Annotated in this window: 19 protein-coding genes; 12 read left to right on the top strand and 7 right to left on the bottom strand. The window is 50.4% G+C overall.

What is annotated here, in order from left to right:
* Positions 1-136 precede the first annotated feature (136 nt).
* A complete protein-coding gene (locus K0C01_RS02885) occupies positions 137-556 on the bottom strand; it encodes a hypothetical protein (RefSeq protein ID WP_221170555.1) in 420 nt (139 codons plus the stop codon).
* 1,231 nt (positions 557-1,787) lie between these two features.
* Here K0C01_RS02885 and K0C01_RS02880 point away from each other — a divergent pair.
* Entirely contained in the window at positions 1,788-1,976 is a 189-nt protein-coding gene (locus K0C01_RS02880; protein ID WP_221170554.1) for a hypothetical protein, read from the top strand.
* Positions 1,977-2,223: 247 nt separating this feature from the next.
* On the opposite strand, the gene K0C01_RS02875 is transcribed toward K0C01_RS02880, so the two are convergent.
* Positions 2,224-3,192, bottom strand: a complete 969-nt coding sequence (locus tag K0C01_RS02875) for a nucleotidyltransferase family protein (RefSeq protein WP_221171179.1) — start codon at positions 3,190-3,192, stop codon at positions 2,224-2,226.
* Positions 3,193-3,431: 239 nt separating this feature from the next.
* Between K0C01_RS02875 and K0C01_RS02870 the strand changes: the two genes are divergently transcribed.
* Positions 3,432-5,231, top strand: coding sequence for an ABC transporter ATP-binding protein (locus K0C01_RS02870; protein WP_221170553.1), 1,800 nt, complete (start codon positions 3,432-3,434; stop codon positions 5,229-5,231).
* Between the two features lie 67 nt (positions 5,232-5,298).
* Here K0C01_RS02870 and K0C01_RS02865 read toward each other — a convergent pair whose 3' ends face one another.
* Positions 5,299-5,538: a hypothetical protein gene (locus K0C01_RS02865; RefSeq protein WP_221170552.1), complete on the bottom strand. Its 240-nt coding sequence runs from the start codon at positions 5,536-5,538 to the stop codon at positions 5,299-5,301.
* A 152-nt stretch (positions 5,539-5,690) separates the two neighbouring features.
* Here K0C01_RS02865 and K0C01_RS02860 point away from each other — a divergent pair, with 152 nt between their 5' ends.
* Both K0C01_RS02860 and K0C01_RS02855 read left to right on the top strand, forming a co-directional pair.
* Entirely contained in the window at positions 5,691-6,941 is a 1,251-nt protein-coding gene (locus K0C01_RS02860; protein ID WP_221170551.1) for an RNA-guided endonuclease InsQ/TnpB family protein, read from the top strand.
* Between the two features lie 359 nt (positions 6,942-7,300).
* Positions 7,301-8,440 carry a Fic family protein gene (locus K0C01_RS02855; RefSeq protein ID WP_221170550.1) on the top strand — a complete coding sequence of 380 codons (1,140 nt, stop codon included), beginning with the start codon at positions 7,301-7,303 and terminating at the stop codon, positions 8,438-8,440.
* 24 nt (positions 8,441-8,464) lie between these two features.
* Here K0C01_RS02855 and K0C01_RS02850 read toward each other — a convergent pair whose 3' ends face one another.
* The 3 genes from K0C01_RS02850 to K0C01_RS02840 are packed head-to-tail and all read right to left on the bottom strand — an operon-like array spanning position 8,465 to position 9,470.
* The gene (locus K0C01_RS02850; protein ID WP_221170549.1) at positions 8,465-8,602 is read right to left on the bottom strand and encodes a hypothetical protein; all 138 of its coding nucleotides are present in this window, start codon (positions 8,600-8,602) and stop codon (positions 8,465-8,467) included.
* Complete coding sequence (locus K0C01_RS02845) at positions 8,599-9,105, bottom strand: PIN domain-containing protein (protein WP_221170548.1); 507 nt, start codon at positions 9,103-9,105, stop codon at positions 8,599-8,601. Before K0C01_RS02845 ends, K0C01_RS02850 begins: the two co-directional genes overlap by 4 nt.
* A complete protein-coding gene (locus tag K0C01_RS02840; protein WP_221170547.1) occupies positions 9,102-9,470 on the bottom strand; it encodes a UPF0175 family protein in 369 nt (122 codons plus the stop codon). The genes K0C01_RS02845 and K0C01_RS02840 overlap by 4 nt, the downstream gene beginning before the upstream one ends.
* 352 nt (positions 9,471-9,822) lie before the next feature.
* Here K0C01_RS02840 and K0C01_RS02835 point away from each other — a divergent pair, with 352 nt between their 5' ends.
* The 4 genes from K0C01_RS02835 (at position 9,823) to K0C01_RS02820 (ending at position 11,663) form a co-directional block, all read left to right on the top strand.
* The gene (locus tag K0C01_RS02835) at positions 9,823-10,143 is read left to right on the top strand and encodes a toxin-antitoxin system TumE family protein (RefSeq protein WP_221170546.1); all 321 of its coding nucleotides are present in this window, start codon (positions 9,823-9,825) and stop codon (positions 10,141-10,143) included.
* Positions 10,127-10,645: an HVO_A0114 family putative DNA-binding protein gene (locus K0C01_RS02830; protein ID WP_221170545.1), complete on the top strand. Its 519-nt coding sequence runs from the start codon at positions 10,127-10,129 to the stop codon at positions 10,643-10,645. The genes K0C01_RS02835 and K0C01_RS02830 overlap by 17 nt, the downstream gene beginning before the upstream one ends.
* Before the next feature lie 296 nt (positions 10,646-10,941).
* Positions 10,942-11,244 (top strand): AbrB/MazE/SpoVT family DNA-binding domain-containing protein, encoded by a 303-nt coding sequence (locus K0C01_RS02825; protein WP_221170544.1) that lies wholly within the window; start codon positions 10,942-10,944, stop codon positions 11,242-11,244.
* Positions 11,244-11,663, top strand: coding sequence for a PIN domain-containing protein (locus tag K0C01_RS02820; RefSeq protein WP_221170543.1), 420 nt, complete (start codon positions 11,244-11,246; stop codon positions 11,661-11,663). Before K0C01_RS02825 ends, K0C01_RS02820 begins: the two co-directional genes overlap by 1 nt.
* Positions 11,664-11,792: 129 nt before the next feature.
* On the opposite strand, the gene K0C01_RS02815 is transcribed toward K0C01_RS02820, so the two are convergent.
* On the bottom strand, positions 11,793-11,975 hold the full coding sequence (locus K0C01_RS02815; RefSeq protein ID WP_221170542.1) for a hypothetical protein: 183 nt from the start codon (positions 11,973-11,975) through the stop codon (positions 11,793-11,795).
* Positions 11,976-13,070: 1,095 nt separating this feature from the next.
* Between K0C01_RS02815 and K0C01_RS02810 the strand changes: the two genes are divergently transcribed.
* The 4 genes from K0C01_RS02810 to K0C01_RS02795 all read left to right on the top strand — a co-directional run bounded on the left by K0C01_RS02810 (position 13,071) and on the right by K0C01_RS02795 (position 18,873).
* Complete coding sequence (locus K0C01_RS02810) at positions 13,071-13,490, top strand: DUF8112 family protein (protein WP_221170541.1); 420 nt, start codon at positions 13,071-13,073, stop codon at positions 13,488-13,490.
* An 827-nt stretch (positions 13,491-14,317) separates the two neighbouring features.
* Entirely contained in the window at positions 14,318-17,431 is a 3,114-nt protein-coding gene (locus tag K0C01_RS02805; protein ID WP_221170540.1) for a PEP/pyruvate-binding domain-containing protein, read from the top strand.
* Complete coding sequence (locus tag K0C01_RS02800) at positions 17,431-18,090, top strand: gamma-glutamyl-gamma-aminobutyrate hydrolase family protein (RefSeq protein ID WP_221170539.1); 660 nt, start codon at positions 17,431-17,433, stop codon at positions 18,088-18,090. The genes K0C01_RS02805 and K0C01_RS02800 overlap by 1 nt, the downstream gene beginning before the upstream one ends.
* Complete coding sequence (locus tag K0C01_RS02795; protein ID WP_221170538.1) at positions 18,091-18,873, top strand: phosphocholine cytidylyltransferase family protein; 783 nt, start codon at positions 18,091-18,093, stop codon at positions 18,871-18,873. It begins immediately after the preceding gene.
* The last annotated feature ends 162 nt before the right edge of the window (positions 18,874-19,035 follow it).

Genomic DNA, 19,035 nt, shown 5'->3' with positions numbered 1-19,035 from the left:
TTTCGTCGCTAATTTCACCCCGAGCTATCAGATAAAACTCACATTTGAGAAGAGTCTTCGCTGCCAGCTTCGTTTTGGGACAGTAAACTGCATCAAGTGGGCCAGAATACGTTCCGTATTTGGGGTGTACTTTCAACTACTGGTGCCTGACGTGAACCCTCACTGGGATCTGATCAATATCTAACACACGGGCAACACAGAAGCGATGCCGCCCAGTACAGAATATAATTTCACCGTCTCGCCCAATGTTTACAAGAACTTCTTCTTTTTCAGGTGGACTTTTCTCTGTTGGCGAAAAAGCAGTATCATCTTTATATTGCAGTTGTCGCTGAGACATGTATCCGTTCTCATCAACTTGATTATGAAGTACATCCACTTCGCCTAATCTAGCTTTTATGTTATCATCACTATCATATCTGCTTGAGATATCTCTGGACATCAACTTATTGTAAATCTCTGTTTCTTCCCACGGTACATTATCCCTTGAAATGTCTCTCAAGAGAAGTACAGAATGTAAAATTTTCAAAGTTAATGAGTTTTGGAGATGAACGATCATCGTATCCTTCTGAAGTTCCCATATAATGAACTACTTCGTCGGAATATGCTTGATCCCAGTCACCTGCATGAATATAGGTTTTATACTTATCGGGCTTAATGTAACGAGGGACAATCAACCAATCTACGTTATTTGGATCAATGCGGATCAATTTATACGGACTTGGGTAAGATTTCCTATACTTAATTTGGTTTTTAGTCCGGCTCCACCGATCACTTGCCCATGATACGATAGAATTGAAGGCAGAATGAAATACTGTGCGTGTATCATATTTATTCATGTTTTTTGAGAACCTTCTTAGCTTCCCGGTTGGCATTCTGCTTGAAAGAAAACAGGGAACCAAACAGAGTTTAAATTTACTTATGTCACGCGTTTATAAAGCGAGTTACATGTGATTATCTAGTCATGTAGCGAGATTTATTATACGACAAGAATACTGATCCACTGTACGCTAACTCATTCACAAGTGTCCGACTGCTGGCCATCGTTGCTAAAGGACTCTGCTTCGCACGTTTGCTTCGGCTGTTGAGTGAACAAACTGGTGGTCAATTTCCTGCAGAAGATTGTTGACACCCTGTTCGCCGTCGTCTCGTTAGAAGGTGCCTTGCCTACACAGTCAGATTTCTATGACGGTGAGATTCCTGAGTGGCAACCAAATGAATCATAGAGATTGCATTTCTTGTCTCAGTATCAGGATCTACAGAAAGGAGATCCTGTTATAAAATCTGGCATTTGAGCTATGCTATTGGGTGAATAACCGGCTTTTGATAATCGTACTTCAAAGTATGATCTTATTATTACTCAAGTAGCCAGAGCGACGTTCGAATCAGAGCAGAAAACGGTCCTTAGTGCGCTCCTCAGAAGAGATATCTCATGAACTTAGCAACTCTGATGATAATCAAGAAAACATCGCTTGACTACAGGTGGTACAGGCGAAAACCCCCGCCAGTCGGGGGAGCAGGTCAAGAACATGCTTACACCCATTTCTAAATTTAACCCTACTTCTGTTTATCTCCGAGAACAGCGGAAATGACGGGTGGGGGGAACTTATAAATAGTTATCATCAGCGGAAACAGCAGAAACAAAAGAACGGGGGTTCCGCATGACTAATATCAATGGTTTACTCGTGTAAATAAACTAACTCGCTGTCGTCTTGAATCCAAAGACACGATACCATTGGCTTATTTCACTGGACCGACAGCGACTGTTCTATCATTACCGTGGGACAAACATGATTAAGATACTGGCAGACGAGCACAACTTACCACAATATCCATCGGAATTAGACGCGATGAATATGAACATCGAAACAATTGCGGCACTTGGCGGATATGAAGATGAGGATGCTGTGGTCTCAGATACGGTTCGTGAATTGCTCCGGCAGCGTCCGAGGCTTCCCTTGTTTGTCGCCGTCGAATAATACCGCTCAGAAGCCATAAGCCTCAATCGAGCAGCCGAACTTGTAGGCGTCTCTGCTGAGGAATTCAAGATGCGCTTGCTGAGCGGAAGACCGGCCGGGATGATGGATTTCTGAATCAGGAAGGGCGAGAAAAAGTACAACGGTAGCGAGACAAACGACCATGGCCTCAACGGTGAAAAGAACTCAGACTTGTGCACCTCCAGCCAAGTTAGGTACGCTATTGGACGCTTCTCAGGCCAACGTTTCTTTACCGCTCCCCATATACCTCCGAGTGTGCTCCAATGGTTGATCCGGTCAATGTGAGATTCTGCAGTCGTGCTTGCTCATCGACAATCGTTTGCTCTAAATCACAGTCATGGATTTCAGTTTCTGGAAAGACCACGCACTGCTCGAGCGAACTATCAGTCACTGTTGCCCCTGGCATGACATGGACATTTTCGTTGAGGTCACTATCTTTAACAGTTGCAGATGGGGCAACATGCACATCGCCGTTTAGATGATGAGCAACAGTCTCAAGATAGGCTTGTGGCGTTCCAATATCAAACCACGCCTCATCGAATGTGAACACGGCTACTTGCTGTCGCTGGTAGAGCCACTGGATAAACCATCCCGGCTCGTCTGGATTATTCCCGTCTGTGAGATATGTGTCAAACAGCGAGACAACATCGCTCGGAAATCCGTAGCACGCAATTGAGACCAATGAACTATCCGGACTTTCCGGCTTTTCTTCGAAGTTTGTGAGCTGTCCATCTTTAGTTTCGATTACGCCATATTGCTGTGCCTGCTGTGTTGAGCCAACATCGTATGCAGCAATTGTCGGTTGCCCTGTCTGGTTGAACTGATCAAGAAACGCAGAGACACTGAAGCTAATGTAATTATCCCCGGCGATCACGAGTAGATCATCTGTGATTGATTCCCGCTCGATGAGCTGTGCCAGTGCTCCGATGACACCCAGTTTTTCTGTTTCTGCAGTTGTCTGTTCAATTGAGAGGACCGGCTTTGTGTATGGACGGTCTGCCAGTAACGCCTCGAATGTGTCTTTGAATCGTGCATTGGTCGAGAGATACACAGACGAGATGCGATCATCTGTTTCAAGATCACTGAGTACACGATCAATGACTGTTGTTTCTCCGATTGGGAGTACCATCTTCGGCCGATGTCGGGTGATTGGCCACAACCGTGTTGCATATCCACCAGCAAGCACCACTGCATCCATACTTTCTACCTTCATACCTGTCCCTCAAATTCTTATTGATTGACACTGAATGCACATTCCGGCGGTCACGCTGTTGAAAATACTGTTTTACAGCATATATCTGTTTGTTGCGTGTCGTTGTGTGCATATCTTTCTGGCAGAGTGGTGTTGCCCAGATGCTTCCCGGACGGAATTGAATTTCGTGGCATCATTCCGGTGGTATTATTTTCGTTGACCGTTCAACTCCTAACAATTGCTGTATGTCTGACGATACTGAGTCCGTCTCACGTGAGGAGAAAATCAATGCGTTACTTGATGTTGCCAAGTTCGATCCCAAATTTACTGTTCTGATTATCGGGCTGGGACTACTTGCAGCTGCACTTGAGGGCATTGGACTGAGCTTCATTATGCCGGTCATCGAGATTGTACAGCTTGATGATCCGGTTGCAGAAGCAGACGGACTCATGGCATACTTCGTGACTGCCTATCAGACGCTTGGGATTCCATTTACACTTGGCTATGTCATCCTTGGTGTCATTGTGGTCATGACCGTCCGGTATACAACGAGCTTTCTTGTTGCGTGGTTTCAGGCAGCGCTGCAGAATTACTATATCCGTGATCTGCAGACGCGTGCCTTTGATAATGCAATTGAGGCAGAAGTTGAGTACTTCGATGAAGAAGGATCCGATGATATTCTTAACGCCATTATTACTGAAACACGATACAGCGCAAAGGTGATTCGATACGTCGTCAGATTCTTCGAGAAACTGTTCTTGGTCTTCGTGTACTTGACCGTTGCAGTCGTTATATCACCATGGCTTACACTGTTTGCAGTTGGTGTGCTCGGCTTTCTGACCGTGTTCTTACGCCGAATTATTGAGCCCGGCTATGATCTTGGACAAATTGTTGCACAGGCAAATGAACGTCGTCAGGAAACCGCACAGGCTGGTACACAGGGTATTCGGGATGTCCGACTCTTTAATCTTGCCGAGGAACTGTATCAAGACTTCAAAGGCGCTGTTGATACATACACAGAGTATAAAATCCGACAGAGCCGGAACCAAGCAATTCTGGATAACTTCTATAATCTTGGTGTTGCTGGGGCGGTCTTCGTGCTAATCTACTTGGCGCTTACCGTTGCGGATCTTTCAATCGGTGCCCTTGGTGTCTTCTTGTTTGCTATGTATCAGATGGGACCGAAAGTAAGTAAATTGAATAAATACTACTACAAGATCGAAAACCATCTGCCACACTTAGTTCGGACCCAGCAGTTTATTGATGATCTTGATGAGCGCGCTGAACAGCGTGAATCCGGTGAGCCAGCACCAAATGAGGTGCGAGATGTCGAATTCGATGATGTCCACTTCGCCTATGAAGAAGATGAGAAAGTCCTCAACGGCGTTGACTTCGACGTAAAGAAAGGCGAGTTTGTTGCCTTTGTTGGCCAGTCCGGAGCCGGTAAATCGACGATTGTGTCCCTATTGGCACGGCTGTATGATCCTGATCGTGGTGCAATTCGGGCAAATGGCCATCGGATTACAGACATGGATGTTGATAGCTGGCGAGATCGGATTGCGGTTGTCCGCCAGGATCCGTTTATTTTCAATGATACGCTCCGGTATAACCTCACGATTGGTAATCGTAATGCAACCGAAGCCGAGATTGATCGTGTCTGTCGGATTGCCAAAGTTGATCAGTTTATTGATGATCTGCCAGACGGATATGATACCCAACTTGGTGATGACGGGGTCCGTCTTTCCGGTGGACAGAAACAGCGGGTTGCCTTGGCTCGTGCGCTGTTGACCGATGCTGATCTGCTCATTTTAGATGAAGCAACCAGTGATCTTGATTCCCATCTCGAACGTGAGGTTCAGCGTGCTATCGAGCAGATGGACCGTGATTATGCGATGATCGCAATTGCTCACCGGCTCTCAACGGTTGAGAATGCAGATCGGATTTACACGATGGAAGATGGTGAAATCGTTGAGGAAGGGACACATCACGAATTGCTTGACAATGATGGACAGTATGCGAGCTTGTACACTATACAATCTCAGTGACTGCTGTCGCGTTTCGAGTATCTAAAGGCTAGTGGTGCAGTCTCTCACTCTTTGTGAAGATACTGGCTTAGAATCGATTGCAGCCGCTGCAACGGAAAGAAAACTCTTCAAAGAGTCTCTTTTCGGCGGGGATGATGAGCTTGCGGACTCGTGCCTTGTGGTCAACATCACTCTGGAAGTACGCTGTCAGAATCGCCTCAACAACCTCTGAACGGCTTGCTTGCAGATCCACACACTCCTCGGTCAGTTCATCCAATTCTTCGAGGAGTTCATCCGCAATGGACACGCCAAATTCCGTGTTTGACATCTGTAAAACTCCCTAAAAACCAGTTGCAGCTGCTGCAACGTAATTTTACAGGCTGTCGAGGCGAATGTCATGGGGCTTGACCCTGTGGATGAAGCCGACAGCTCGTGAACCAAACGATTAAGTCGAAACATACCAATAATCACGGTACAACGATGTGGTACGATTACCGTTTCCGCGCCTATCCTAACCGAACAGGTATAACTGCGGAAGCGGAACGCCACATCGACATTCACCGCCAAGCCTACAACCACACCCGCTACGAATACAACACCCTCGACACCGACGAAGACAACATCGGTTCCGCGTACCAACACCAAAAACGTCTCACCGAGTGGAAAGACGAATGGCCCGTCTTTAAAGAAGTCCACTCGAAGGCGTTGCAGAAAACCGTCGAACGCTTCTACAACAACCTCAGCAGCCTCTCAGACAAAAAAGAGCAGGGATACAAGGTCGGTGAACTTCAGTGGAAATCACCGCGAGAGTACCAGAGCATGACATACTCGCAGTCCGGTTTCGAACTCAAAAACACGAGTGGCCAGACTGCCACGCTCTGGCTCTCGAAAATCGGTGACATCCCAATCCGCTACCACCGATCCCTTCCCGACAACGCAGACATCAAAGAGGTGACGCTGAAAAAAGAGACAACGGGTGAGTGGTACGTCACGTTCGGCCTCGAAGTTGAAGACACCGCTCTCCCCGAGAAACCCGACGTAGATGACCTAGACGTGGAAGATTGCGTTGGCGTTGACCTTGGAATCCAGAACTACATATATACGAGCGATGGAGACAGCGTGGACTGGCTCGACCTCTCCGACGAGTACGACCGCTTGCGCCGAGAACAGCGCAGTCTCTCTCGCAAGGAACACGGGAGCAACAACTGGGCGAACCAACGCCGGGAGGTCGCCAAAGGTAAGCGTCGAATCAAGCGAAAGGTCGAAGACTTCCAGCACAAGCTCTCCATGTGGCTCGTCAGGACGTACGACGCCGTGTTCGTTGAAGATCTGGACGCCTCGGGAATGCTTCAACAGCGCGGGAATGCGCGGAACAAGCAGGACGCTGCGTGGCGTGGGTTCATCGAGATGCTGGAGTACAAGGGCGACTTGTACGGCACGCACGTCGTGCAAGTAGACCCTGCAGGAACAACCAAAGAGTGCGCTGAGTGTGGCGTTAAAACGGAGAAACCGTTGTGGGTACGAGAACACAGTTGCCCGAGTTGTGGGTTCAAGGTGGACAGAGATGCGAATGCGTCGTACAATGTTCTTTCTCGCGGTCTTGAACAACTAGGTAAGGGACACGCCAAAGTCACGCCCGTGGAGACTGCGACCGCTGTGGAAACCGATGGAGGCCGGTCTTCATCGGTTCCTGCAAGTCGCGTCATTGAAACGGGAAGCCTCGGGGCTTGACCCCGAGGCGGTTCACTGCTTTATCCAGATGCTGCTATTCTTTCGCAGCACCAGCTTTTGTATACTCGAAACGCGACAGCATCAAACAGCACAGCGACATAGTTCGTCTCTGGCAGAAACAACTCGATAAGACGTATGATCAACGCTCACGGGTGGAAACAGCGATTGGTGTCTGCAAGGATCTCGGCCTCGGAACTCCGCCCACGGTGGGGCGGGGAATCCGCTTTGGTTTCTTTTTTGAATCTTCTGTAAGTGTATTTGATCGGGATTCAGTACACTTATTCTGGTTTGAATCTTCTTTAAGTGTATTTGATCGGGATTCAGTACACTTATGCGGGTTGAGAACCATCTGTATTGTAATGAACCCCGCTGAGTTCGAAGATGGGCCTGGTCGGATCGAGCCACACAACGGACTCCCCTGCTACAATCCGGCAAGCCTCCCTCCAAAGCTTGAACTCACTTCGGAGATTCTCGACGCCTACGGCGACGCTCTCTACGCGCTCGGCCAGCTTTCGACCCTTCACGACCACATCGAAAACGAGAACCTCCTGCTCGCCCCGTTCGTGGTCCGAGAAGCGGCAATGAGCTCCCAGATCGAAGGCACCGCAGTCACCGTCTCAGACATCATCCTCCACGAGCCAGACGACGACCCTAAACGGGCAGCAGCATCCGAACGAGACATCAGAGAGGCGTACAACTACGTCGAGGCTATCCAGATGGGGTTCGATCGGCTCGAACAGGGCGAGAGTATCGACCGCACCCTCCTCTGTGAACTCCATGAATCGCTCCTACTCGATGTTCGTGGTGAAGACAAGCGTCCTGGCACCATCCGAGATACCCCTGTCATCATCGGTCCGAACCAGAACTCCGAGGACGCGCAGTTCATCCCGGCCCACCCGGCCCACGTGTCGATGCTACTCGATCAGCTCATCGCGTACAACCGGATGGATAACTACCCGCCGCTCATCGATATCGTCCTCTCTCATTACCAGTTCGAGACGATCCACCCGTTCCGCGACGGGAACGGCCGACTCGGACGGCTCCTTATCATGCTCCAGTTGTACGACGCTGGCTTGCTTGATGAGCCGTACCTATACTTGTCTGCGTATTTCAACCGAAACCGGAGCGAGTACTTCGACAAACTGTTGCGCGTCAGCAGAGACGGGGCATGGGACGAGTGGGTGCGGTTCGCGTTGACTGCGATCTGCGACCAAGCCCACGACGCCTACGAGTGTGGCCAAGAGCTCTTAGACCTTCGAGGCACATATCTTGAACAGTACGAGGACTACCCAGCTGTTTGCGACGTCGTCACCCACCTCTTTGAGGAACCGTATCTACAGGCGAGCCGCGCGCAGGAAGCGACTGGTCGGTCCAAAAAGGCCGTCTACAACGCGATCGACATGCTCTCCGACGACGGGATCATCGATGAAATTACTGGGAAAGAACGCCGGAGGGTGTACCGAGCGCCAGAGATTCTCGCGATCGTCGAAACACCGTAGCTCGATAGAGCTTAGCTCATCAGATCATAACAAATTCTCCCCACGGGCTCCAGTCGATGTCGTTTTGAGATCATTTTCATCGAGCAGCTCAGGTGCCCGGAACATTGCCACTCGTTTAGCGTAACGCTTCTTTTCATCTCCTGCTCCCTGGAACCCCGTCATCGATACTCGGAGATCGTTCGATACGGGACGTAGTAGCCGATCTCGTCGATCCACGTCGACAGCCACTCGTCAGCGGTTGATTCATCGATCTTCCCAGTATCGATTGCAGCCAACAGAACGCCAACTGACCCGACAACGGTCACACCCTGGTCTTTCGCAAACGACCGGGCATCTCCGTCGTCTGTCAGCAGTCGACCGTCGTGTGCGTCAGCGAGGGCGAACGCCTGTGCTTCCCCCGGGTCGAGATGCCCCCCGACAACGGCTTCCCTGTTTGCGACAGTATCCGAAATCGTCGCGACTGGGATTTCGTCATCAAGCGTATCGAGTGCTTTCTGGAGATATGGGTGGTTATCACCGCCGTGTTCAAGCTCCTCACGAACGACTGGTACCGTACAGATTCCAGAGAGGCCAGCAACTACCCACAGCTGATCGATGTACGCAAAATTCGAGAGGACAGTCGTGTTCAAGACGCTCGGGTTCGCTGGGAGATCGTCACCTGTCATTTAGCACGTGACTCCTCATCAGACGAGTCTTCATCATCGAATTCGAGTTCGCGTGCTGCCTCTACCTCGTAGGCTGCGTCGTCTTCGTCAACGAGCCCCAGGCGAAGTTCAACACCGTGCTCACGGAGGATGTCACGCATCGTCCAGCGGTCGACATCAGCGAGCCTCGCAGCATCACCGAGTGTGATCCGCTCGCGTTCGTAGAGGGCGACCGCAGCTGCAATACGTTCGTTCTCGTGATCCTCGAAGTATTCACGTACGAACTCGCGCAACGCGTCGCTCTTTCCCCCGAACACACCAGCCTCGACGGCGCCCTCGATGAGGAGGTCGAGGTCATCTGGGTAGGAACCGGTAATTCGTGCCATCGTTCTATCCCGACTACGTCTTCATACTATTTATGAACTGCGCCAGAATGCCATACGCATTGAGACGACCAGTTTCAACTCCTGGTTGGGCGCGTTTCGCCAAGTAGTTGACCTTAAGATTAATCTTAAAAGTTGGTCAAAGGGTGGTGGCGGTAGCCTCGTATGATATTAACCAACATCAGCGGAAGTTGCGCGTTTGACTGTTGGTTAAAGCGAAGGCCCGGCCTGCCGACTTCCCGTCGTTAGAGGTGCGGAGTCTCCGAAATCGAGATGTGAGATCCTATGTTGGCCCTTGACACCAACGAAAAGTCTTATTGTATGCTGGCACGTTGTACCAACATAGGTAGCATAGATGGGATCGACGGTCATCTACGAAGACCAAGACACGTTCGACGACGGCACCCGGTACGAGATGATCGCCACCGCCATCCCAAAAAGTGACGACTACCCCGAAGGAGTCAAGTACCGATTCCAGTACATGGCCGAAGACGGTCGCACGCTACTTCGGTTCGACAACTACCCAAACCATCCCGGGGTAGACCGTCACCACTACCATACCCCCACCGGTGTCTACGACGACATTGAGTACACTGGCCTCAAAGCCCATGTCCGGCAGTTCACAACGAGATGGACGACCGCCGCGAGAGGTGACCAACATGCACGACCAACCTAACACACCTGACGACATCGATGATGCCAACAGCACCGACTCTGAGACCGAGGAGATCGTGGTGGACGACATCGAAGCCGAGGCGGGCTTTCTCGAAGACCGCGATCCTGAGGACTATCCCTCGATGCTTCGGATCACGTCCGACTCTGAACAGGCGCACCGCCAGGACGCTCTCGACCGACTCGACCGCTGGCAGGCGGGCGAGGAGATCCCGCACGTCATCAACTTCCAGAACCCGAGTGATCTCAGAGCATTGCTCACTGACCGTCGCGTCGAACTCCTTCGGAGTATCATGACCGAGCGCCCGGACAGTATCCGCCAACTGGCCGAACGCCTAGACCGCGATGTCAAGAGCATTCACGACGACCTTCAGGTCCTCGCTGACTACGACATCGTCCACTTCGAACAGGCTGGCCGGGCGAAGCGCCCGTTCGTCCCCTACGACACCATTGAAGTCAGTCTCGAAATTTCGACGCGTCCAGCTGATGATGCTGCACCAGCCTGAACTATCGTCAGTACCGTCGCAGTCGAATCTACCGCGCCGAGGTTGTCGGCCCTATGCGAAGAAAGCGAACGAATGAACTCACAACGATGACTGAGAGAGAGTTGATGTCCCGGTCTGAGGTTCCGGCGTCTGATTCACTTAACTTTATTCTTAAGCTTAATTCCGCGTTGTAGATTTTCAGCGATAGACGGCAAGCGAATAGGTAGTGATCTTACTGACTTCTCTGCTGAAGCAAGGACTGACCGTTTAATGAGGTAGGAAAGACTTACCTATGAACGCAAATTATGTTATGAATAATGAGCAAGACAGAACAATCGAATGGGTCTGAGAAAGAAATTGTTGCTGTTACCAAGCACGGGCAGGCAACCATCCCGAAGCGGTTCCGCGAGAAGCTTGGGATCGAGGCTCCCGGTAAGGTACTGTTTCGGGAGACTGAGGACGGTGAGATACTCGTCGAGCAGATTCGCTCCCCGAGCGAGATGCGCGGTTTTGCCGCCCGCAGCGAGGCATCAACTGACAAGCCTGCATCCGAGATTCTCCGCGAGAAGCGCGAGCAGGACCGCGAAGCGCGTGATGCGCAGTTCGTGTCGGAGAAATAATGGCGGGTCCTGACCGCATTGTCTTCGACGCCGAGCCACTGATCGCTCACGCAGACGACGAACCCGGCAGCGATGTAGTCGAGGAGTACCTAGACGCAGTCGCTGTTGGAGACGCGACCGGTTACGCCAGCTGCGTGAACCTCGCTGAGATCCGGTACACCATCGCCCGAAAGTACGACCGGGCCACCGCCGACGAGTATCTCGACTGGCTCACCGACCTTGGGATCGAACGCGTGGATGCTGACGAGGCTTGGATGGCAGCTTCAGAGTACGTCCTCATGTACAACCCGGCGCTCGGTGATTCGTTCGCGCTGGCGACCGCTGAGCATGTCGAAGCGGCACTCTTGATTGGCGGCGATGACGACTACGACGAGATCACCGACGTACCGATAGAGCGGTTCCGAAGCGGATCTGCGTAAACGCTCCAAAAGCGGGTCATAGAGTAGTTGCTTCCGGCAGTATCAGAGACCTATTGCTCAAAATCTTTTTGAGGTACTACAGCCGTTGGTAGCTGACCTCTTCGGCGAACGCACCAAGAGTCACGGCAATCAGGTCAGCCTGTCGACCACGTCAGCAACGGTGAACAAGCGGAGGTCGTCTCGTTGAGTAGCCGCTTCTTCGACTGACGGCTCGAACCCACTGCGAGAGAAGAGAGCATATTCGACAACCCGGTCGCTTCCGTCCTGTGGGGTCCATCGAAGCTCGTCAGTGTGGCTCTGAAGCCTCGACAATGCGCCGTATCCGAGCGGCGACTGCTGAAATTTACAGCGTTAGCAAGGCGAAAGCCCACCCGTTTACGGGTGTGGATGAAGCCGACAACTGGGCATCTATCCACGGGACTGAGCTATCCCGGAGTTTTATCAGCAATCAGAACGTATACATGACCACGCCGAGGCGGTTTCGCCGCCCTATTAAACGGATAATATCGGGATTCGGGCCACACCACGTCTGAAGGACTGTCTCTTACCCACAAATGAAGTCGCTGTCGAGATCGATGCATTCGGTTGAAAATACCGATATCTATGGATGTAACACCCTCATAGAACGATTTTGCCGATCTTCTTTATCCGCATTCAGTCATCCCCTGCCGCCGATATTACTGCCCTCAATCGCTGCTTATCTTGATCTCTCGAGTACAGATGGGGTCGACAGCGTCTGAAACGTCTGTTTAAGTCTCGGTGAACTTATGGGTAAAAGACAGGTCTGAAGGAATCCCCTTCAGGCCGCTGGCTGTGGATTCCGTACAACACGGTAACTCTGAATCCCATGCCAGGCTAGGAGTAACGGCGGCTTGGCCCTGCCAGGAGTCCGGTCATGCTGACCAGACTGCAAACCTGAAACTCCCAACCAAGCGGTGCGGTGCCGTGGGAATCCCACCCCGCTCACGGGTGGGAGGAGGTCAAACACCAGTATTTGGTAGTGTATTAGCATCTACAGCGATTATTAGGTGGAACGTATGTGGTTTACTCTGTCGTGTTTCTATCCTTCTTTGCGTGATCTGCACTCCTCTGTGTCAAGCACATGCCTTCTGTGTTGACTGGCCATATTACATATCCTCATATTCGGCTTGTTCTTGCTTTGTTTGTGTCTTGCAGAGCACCTGCAATGTCTCGACGAATAATCACATCGTCGTATTTGATGGTATTGTTTCGAGAACACCCGACCCGCTCTGGACAGTCACGCTGCCGGCCAGCTCAGTCCTGCTGTGGACATCAATCGACCCTCCGCTTGCAGGATCGTGCATACACAGATGCTACTGATCTCCAGCCAGTAACTGGGATGGCTCTTCGGTCACTGACTGGTCCTGTCTGTGGGGGTGTCAATCCATGCGTCCGGTAAGTGTGGATGGTGGCCATGCGGTTGTTGATCCGGGTGCATCCGGGCCTGTCCTTGTTGGGACAGTTGCACAGTTGTTTGCTGGGTTGTCACTGGCTGGGCTGGGGGAGCCACCACAGTGTGTAGCCTGTGGCTGTGCGATGACTGCTGGTCGATCGATTGTAGTGGCTGCTTACCGGCCGGCTGAACAGGCCCGCTGGCAGCTTGGTCGTTGTTACTGTCAGCGGTGTGCGCCAGAAACAATCGAGACACCCACGCTTGGGGTGATGGAACTACAGGTTACTGGTCGGGTTGGAACCCAATCCGCCGTGCATACACAGTCTCATGCATACTGTCTGCTTGACCCGCGTGTGCAGGCAGTGTCATTGCCTGAGCGTAGTCTGTATTGTTCACGGCGTGGTGATGACTGATTGGTGCTGGGTTGTGCTATAATAATGAGCGTTGTTCGGTGACGGCTGTCGTTTGTTGTATCCAGTGGCGGGTTTAGTTAAACTCAGGACGGCAGCCATCTGAGTTGTTGATCGGTAGGTTTTGGATGTTTTAATTGATGATATGCTGTTGTAATTAAACTCACAGAACTGGAGACTTGCAGGTTGATTCTATCTCTATCGTGCCCTTTGAGGATTGTAACACCGATTGACAGTACTACATTTCTGATTAATGCTTCTGTGATACGGTGTGTATTAGATTGACATGCTTGTAGGAGCTGTTTGGGACTATACATTAAGAATACCAGACGGTATCTCTTCGCTTACACTCAAATGCCTATTGGCACTCACAATCGGGCTCTTTTACTGATCTCGTTGTTGGACAGCCAAACAGATATTCGTAGTCAGCATGCAACTCGGGATACTCACCTTCCTTGCTATCCAGTTTTTCTTAGCTGATTTGACCTCAACGCATTCCTGTTTTGAATACTACTCTCGAACGGTATTCTGGTTCTTTACTGCTAGAGCCAGACTGCGGTTCGTGGTACAACTGACTGCTTGAGCTTCTATACTGTAATAAACGCGAAACATTACCTTAGGATGAGTCTCTTGTCATCACACTATGTCTGTTAGTTGGTGAATCTACGTGGACTCTTGTCTGTTACTGCAATCTGGAGCAGTATTGCCTGTCTGTAGATTCAGAGACGACTGATCTCAGCGTCAAACTGCACCGACTATAACGCCGATGAGCTCGGTTCTTTTCAGTTGAATAGTAATCGTTTTTAGTAACTCACTTATTCATTACATACGTGACTCGTTCAGTTGTTGTCATTCTTGGTGCTGGGAAGCCATTTACTGGAACCGAACCTTCGGCTCTTACACGACCGTCTGGTAATCAGCGTGTTCTTGACTGGCTAATTGATGCCTTTACACAGGCGCTTGAACGCCCAGAGATTCACTTTGTTGGTGGTTACCGGATTGACGAAATTATCGATGAGTATCCTGACATTCATTTCTCCCGTAACGATCAGTGGGATGAGACCGGTACTGTTGGATCGCTTTTTACCGCACCAATTCCGACTGATCGGCCTGTGTATGTCTGCTATGCTGACACAGTCTTCGAGCAAACAGCCGTCACACGATTGGACGGACAAACGACGGTTGCAGCTGACAGTAGCTGGCAGACCAGATATCATGACCGAGCAGATGATAGTCTCCAGCGTGCTGAGAAGATCGTTACAGAAGACAATCACTTTGTTAAAGCAGGTACGGACCTCGCTGTGACTGAGGCGGATGCTGAGTTTACCGGACTTGTTCGGATTGATCCAGCGGATCTTGATCGGATCCATTCGCTGTGGAATCGTAATGTTCTAACTGATGATGCTGACTTGCCGGAATTACTCACAACGACAGCAGCTGCTGGCGCTGATATTGCTGTTGTTGATATCGAAGATGCATGGGCTGAGTTAGAAACTGAGGCTGATCTGTCTCGATTTATCCTCGATACGAAGGCAAACACCTTACGACGGCTCCAATCTGTTGTCTCTGAAAGCACGATTCTCGATCAATATACGTTCACCGTAGCAGATTGGGACCAGCAAGCAGACCAGATCTGTACTGACATTGCTGATATGTTTGGCGGTGATCCGGTGATTGTTCGGTCGAGTGCCCTCGCCGAGGACTCATGGGATGAATCAAATGCAGGCCGGTTTGAAAGCATTCTTGATGTACGCGCTGATGATCCGGCGACACTGTCAAACGCGGTGCAAACTGTTATCGATTCATATCCCGATGAGAATCCGGAGAATCAGGTACTGGTCCAACCGATGATTGATGAGCCAGAACAGAGTGGTGTTGTGATGACTCGCACTCTCGATACTGGCAGTCCGTATTATGTCGTTAATTATGATGCCACAACCAGCAGCACAGAGACCGTTACTGATGGGACAGGCGAACACCTTCAGACTGCTATTATCAGAAAAGATCTGTTCAAGACTGACCAGCGGTCCGACCTTGGACATGATATGAACGAGACGGACGCTTCGCTATCTACGCAGTATCCAACTGATCTTGCGCTTGAGCCCTTACTGGCGGCCATCCGTGAGCTTGAGGATGTCATCGGGCATGATAGTCTTGATATTGAGTTTGCGATTGATGCAGACGAGACGGTCTATATTCTCCAGACTCGTCCAATGACAATCGATCCGGCCGAATCAACCGCCGATGACGGGGCAGTCTATACGGCAATTGATACTGCCACGCGTGAGTTTGAGCGAACTCAGGACGCGCCCCCAAGTGTCTTGGGTGACTCAACAATTTATGGTGTCATGCCAGACTGGAATCCGGCTGAAATCATTGGTCGCCGTCCTCGACGGCTTGCCTCATCATTATATCGATATCTTGTGATGGATGATATCTGGGCCCAACAGCGTGCTGAATACGGCTACCGTGATGTTCGTCCACATCCGTTGATGCGCCAATTTGCTGGTCAGCCGTTTGTTGATGTGCGGGCTGATTTTACGTCGTTTATTCCAGCCTCAGTGCCGGATGAGCTGGCAGAAGAGCTTGTTGAATATTATCTCCAGCGGTTAGCGGAGAATCCAGCGTACCATGACAAAGTCGAGTTTGATATTGTCCTTACCTGCTTGCCGTTTGATTATGATCAGCAGATTCAGCCATTGTTAGATGCTGGCTTTGAGCAGTCAGAGCTTGCGCCGTTGCGATCAGGGCTCAACGAGATTAATCAGCATGCCTTTGAGCGGATTGAGACACGGACTGATATGCAGGCTGTTGAGACGCTTGAACAGCGGTATGAGGACATTATGGCAGCGGATCTGCCTCCGTTACGAACAGCCCGGCAACTGCTTGCTGACTGTCGTCGGCTTGGAACCCTTCCATTTGCCCATTTGGCCCGGACTGCGTTTGTGGCGACAACGCTTCTCCGCTCGCTTGAACGGGTTGGTCTCCTGTCTGCTGAGGAGCATAGTGCCTTTTTGAACTCGCTCAATACCGTTGCTCGACAGTTCGAACGTGACGCATATCGGGTTGCGGTCGATAAGCTTTCATGGGACAACTTTGTTTCCCAGTATGGTCATCTTCGTCCGGGTACCTATGAGATCACATCGCCACGATATGATGTTGAGCCAGAGACGTATCTTCGGCCGATGGTTGAGAAAGCAACTGCCCCGGATGATCTTCCTGATCCGCATCATGTCTGGGATAAGGATACGAAAACGGCTGTACAATCTGAACTTGCACGCGTTGGCTTGCCAGCTGATATTGACGCGTTTATTGACTTTCTCGTGGCAGCCATCGAAGGTCGTGAGCAATCAAAGTTTATGTTCTCCCAAAATCTAAGCGAGGCACTTGAACAAATCGCGATGTTTGGCGAGCAGCATGATGTCTCACGTGAAGAGCTTTCGCATATCCCGATTGAGTCATTTTTCCAGTTGAGTGTTAACCGGCCACCTGCAGACCTCTCACAGTGGCTTGACGAGCAGATTCGTGAGGGCCGCAAACAACACACGATCACTCAGAGCGTTGAGTTACCACCGTTGCTCTTTGATACGTCTGACTTTACGGTCTTTGAGCGTCCCGCTCGAGAACCAAATTTTGTGACTGGCAAGTCAGTTACTGCAGATGTCATTGAGATTGAAGATGAACAGGCTGTCACTGAGATTGATCTTGACGGCAAAATTGTGTTGATTCCGCAGGCTGATCCGGGATATGACTGGCTGTTTGGACATGATATTGCCGGCTTGATTACGATGTATGGTGGATCAAACTCGCATATGGCCGTTCGTGCGGCGGAGTTTTCGCTACCGGCGGCGATTGGCGTCGGCGAACAACGGTATGATCAGCTCCGTCGGTTTGATGTGCTTGAACTGCATTGTGGTGCAAAAGATATTCGTGAGGTCAAGTGATGACAGATGAGCCACTTCGTATTGGTGTGACCCAGCGTGTGAGTGTTATCGAAGAGTATGGGGAGCGTCGTGACTGTCTGGATCAGGCATGGATTTCGTTACTCCAAGAGTTAGGGTATACTCCAGTTCCATTACCGAATCGGATTGCGCCAGAGAACGTTCGTTCATATCTGACTCGTCTATCAATTGACGGTGTGATTCTCACGGGTGGGAATGACATTGTGGGACATACAGACCCAGAGACACCAGCTCCGGCTCGCGACGCGTTTGAGCAGGCAGTGCTTGATGTTGCCGTTGAGACTGGACTTTCTGTTGTTGGGGTGTGTCGAGGGCTTGAATTGCTCAATGTGTATTTTGGTGGTGATCTGTCGGCTGTTTCTGATCATGTCGATGTTTCCCATGAGATATCGTTTGCTGAGACCAATGGCCTATCTATCCCCGAGACAATCACGGTGAACAGTTATCATAACTGGGGGATCAACCAGGACGATGTCGCCGCTGAGTTGACCGTTGGCGGGATCGCGCCTGATGAGACTGTTGAATGTTTGTTCCACCCGTCGCTTCCGATCTGGGGGATCATGTGGCATCCGGAACGTCATTCTCCATCAGCAAGGGTAGACCAACAGATTCTCAGGTATGTATTCGAGAGTGATGAGTAGATGTCATCACATTCATCGCCTCGGGTTGTGCATTTAGCAGCCGGACAGGGAACACGACTTCGCCCATTGACAGATGATCGTCCAAAACCGTTAGTTGAGTTAGCTGGTAAGTCGCTGTTAGAGCGAAATTTAGACACACTAGAAGCTGTGGGGATTGATGATCATGTGATTGTGACTGGGTACATGGCAGAGGAAATTGATGCGCTTGGGTATGAGACTGTCCATAACGATGTGTACGATTCGACTGAGATGGTATACAGTCTTTTTTGTGCGGCTGATCAGTTTCCGGATGACCGTGATTTAGTCATTTCATATGGAGACATTGTCTATGATGAGTCAGTTGTTGAGTCCCTTCTTGACTGTGATGCGTCGGTTTGTGTTGTCGTTGATGAGGCTTGGGAGGAGCTTTGGGAGGCGCGGTTTGATGATCCGCTTAGCGATGCTGAGACGTTACAGTGTGATGCAACTGGTCAGATTGAGTCAATTGGAGCCGAGCCAACCGATCGGTCGGATATTGAGGGTCAATATATCGGGCTGATCAAAATCCGCAGTGATCGGATCAGCGCGTTCACCGATGTGTATGAAGAGCTTTCAGATGGTGGATCGACGGCTGTTGAGATGACACACTTTCTTCAGCATCTTATTGATCACGGTTGGGATATACAAGCCGTCCCAGTTTCTGGTGGTTGGATTGAGGTTGACACAATAACAGATCTAGAATATTACAATGAGAATATAGGCCAGAGTATAATTTCTCATCTTTCGTGGCTCGACGCGGTATGAAATTGCTTACAAATAAGTTCACAAATAAATTCGTCTTGGTTACGTGCAGCTAGTTTGTAAACTTATGGCTTCCCTGTGTAGCAAAAAACTCAGAAGCGTTACTAATATATCGTTAGAAAATGGCTAGCAATTTGCTGCTGTGGACGCACTCTTAACAAAATG

It is taken from the genome of Salinarchaeum sp. IM2453, from assembly GCF_019693215.1.
Taxonomy (GTDB): Archaea; Halobacteriota; Halobacteria; order Halobacteriales; family Salinarchaeaceae; genus IM2453.
Note: the sequence above shows the minus strand (reverse complement) of the source record. Positions and strands in the feature narration are given on the sequence as shown.

Bases quoted from the DNA above. Each gene is read 5' to 3' on its own strand.
- K0C01_RS02795 (WP_221170538.1), top strand. From the start codon at position 18,091: ATGTCATCACATTCATCGCCTCGGGTTGTGCATTTAGCAGCCGGACAG.
- K0C01_RS02835 (WP_221170546.1), top strand. From the start codon at position 9,823: ATGGGATCGACGGTCATCTACGAAGACCAAGACACGTTCGACGACGGC.
- K0C01_RS02865 (WP_221170552.1), bottom strand. From the start codon at position 5,538: ATGTCAAACACGGAATTTGGCGTGTCCATTGCGGATGAACTCCTCGAA.
- K0C01_RS02860 (WP_221170551.1), top strand. From the start codon at position 5,691: ATGTGGTACGATTACCGTTTCCGCGCCTATCCTAACCGAACAGGTATA.
- K0C01_RS02810 (WP_221170541.1), top strand. From the start codon at position 13,071: ATGCGTCCGGTAAGTGTGGATGGTGGCCATGCGGTTGTTGATCCGGGT.
- K0C01_RS02800 (WP_221170539.1), top strand. From the start codon at position 17,431: ATGACAGATGAGCCACTTCGTATTGGTGTGACCCAGCGTGTGAGTGTT.
- K0C01_RS02870 (WP_221170553.1), top strand. From the start codon at position 3,432: ATGTCTGACGATACTGAGTCCGTCTCACGTGAGGAGAAAATCAATGCG.
- K0C01_RS02845 (WP_221170548.1), bottom strand. From the start codon at position 9,105: ATGACAGGTGACGATCTCCCAGCGAACCCGAGCGTCTTGAACACGACT.
- K0C01_RS02885 (WP_221170555.1), bottom strand. From the start codon at position 556: ATGATCGTTCATCTCCAAAACTCATTAACTTTGAAAATTTTACATTCT.
- K0C01_RS02825 (WP_221170544.1), top strand. From the start codon at position 10,942: ATGAGCAAGACAGAACAATCGAATGGGTCTGAGAAAGAAATTGTTGCT.
- K0C01_RS02855 (WP_221170550.1), top strand. From the start codon at position 7,301: ATGAACCCCGCTGAGTTCGAAGATGGGCCTGGTCGGATCGAGCCACAC.
- K0C01_RS02830 (WP_221170545.1), top strand. From the start codon at position 10,127: ATGCACGACCAACCTAACACACCTGACGACATCGATGATGCCAACAGC.
- K0C01_RS02820 (WP_221170543.1), top strand. From the start codon at position 11,244: ATGGCGGGTCCTGACCGCATTGTCTTCGACGCCGAGCCACTGATCGCT.
- K0C01_RS02880 (WP_221170554.1), top strand. From the start codon at position 1,788: ATGATTAAGATACTGGCAGACGAGCACAACTTACCACAATATCCATCG.
- K0C01_RS02875 (WP_221171179.1), bottom strand. From the start codon at position 3,192: ATGGATGCAGTGGTGCTTGCTGGTGGATATGCAACACGGTTGTGGCCA.
- K0C01_RS02850 (WP_221170549.1), bottom strand. From the start codon at position 8,602: ATGACGGGGTTCCAGGGAGCAGGAGATGAAAAGAAGCGTTACGCTAAA.
- K0C01_RS02840 (WP_221170547.1), bottom strand. From the start codon at position 9,470: ATGGCACGAATTACCGGTTCCTACCCAGATGACCTCGACCTCCTCATC.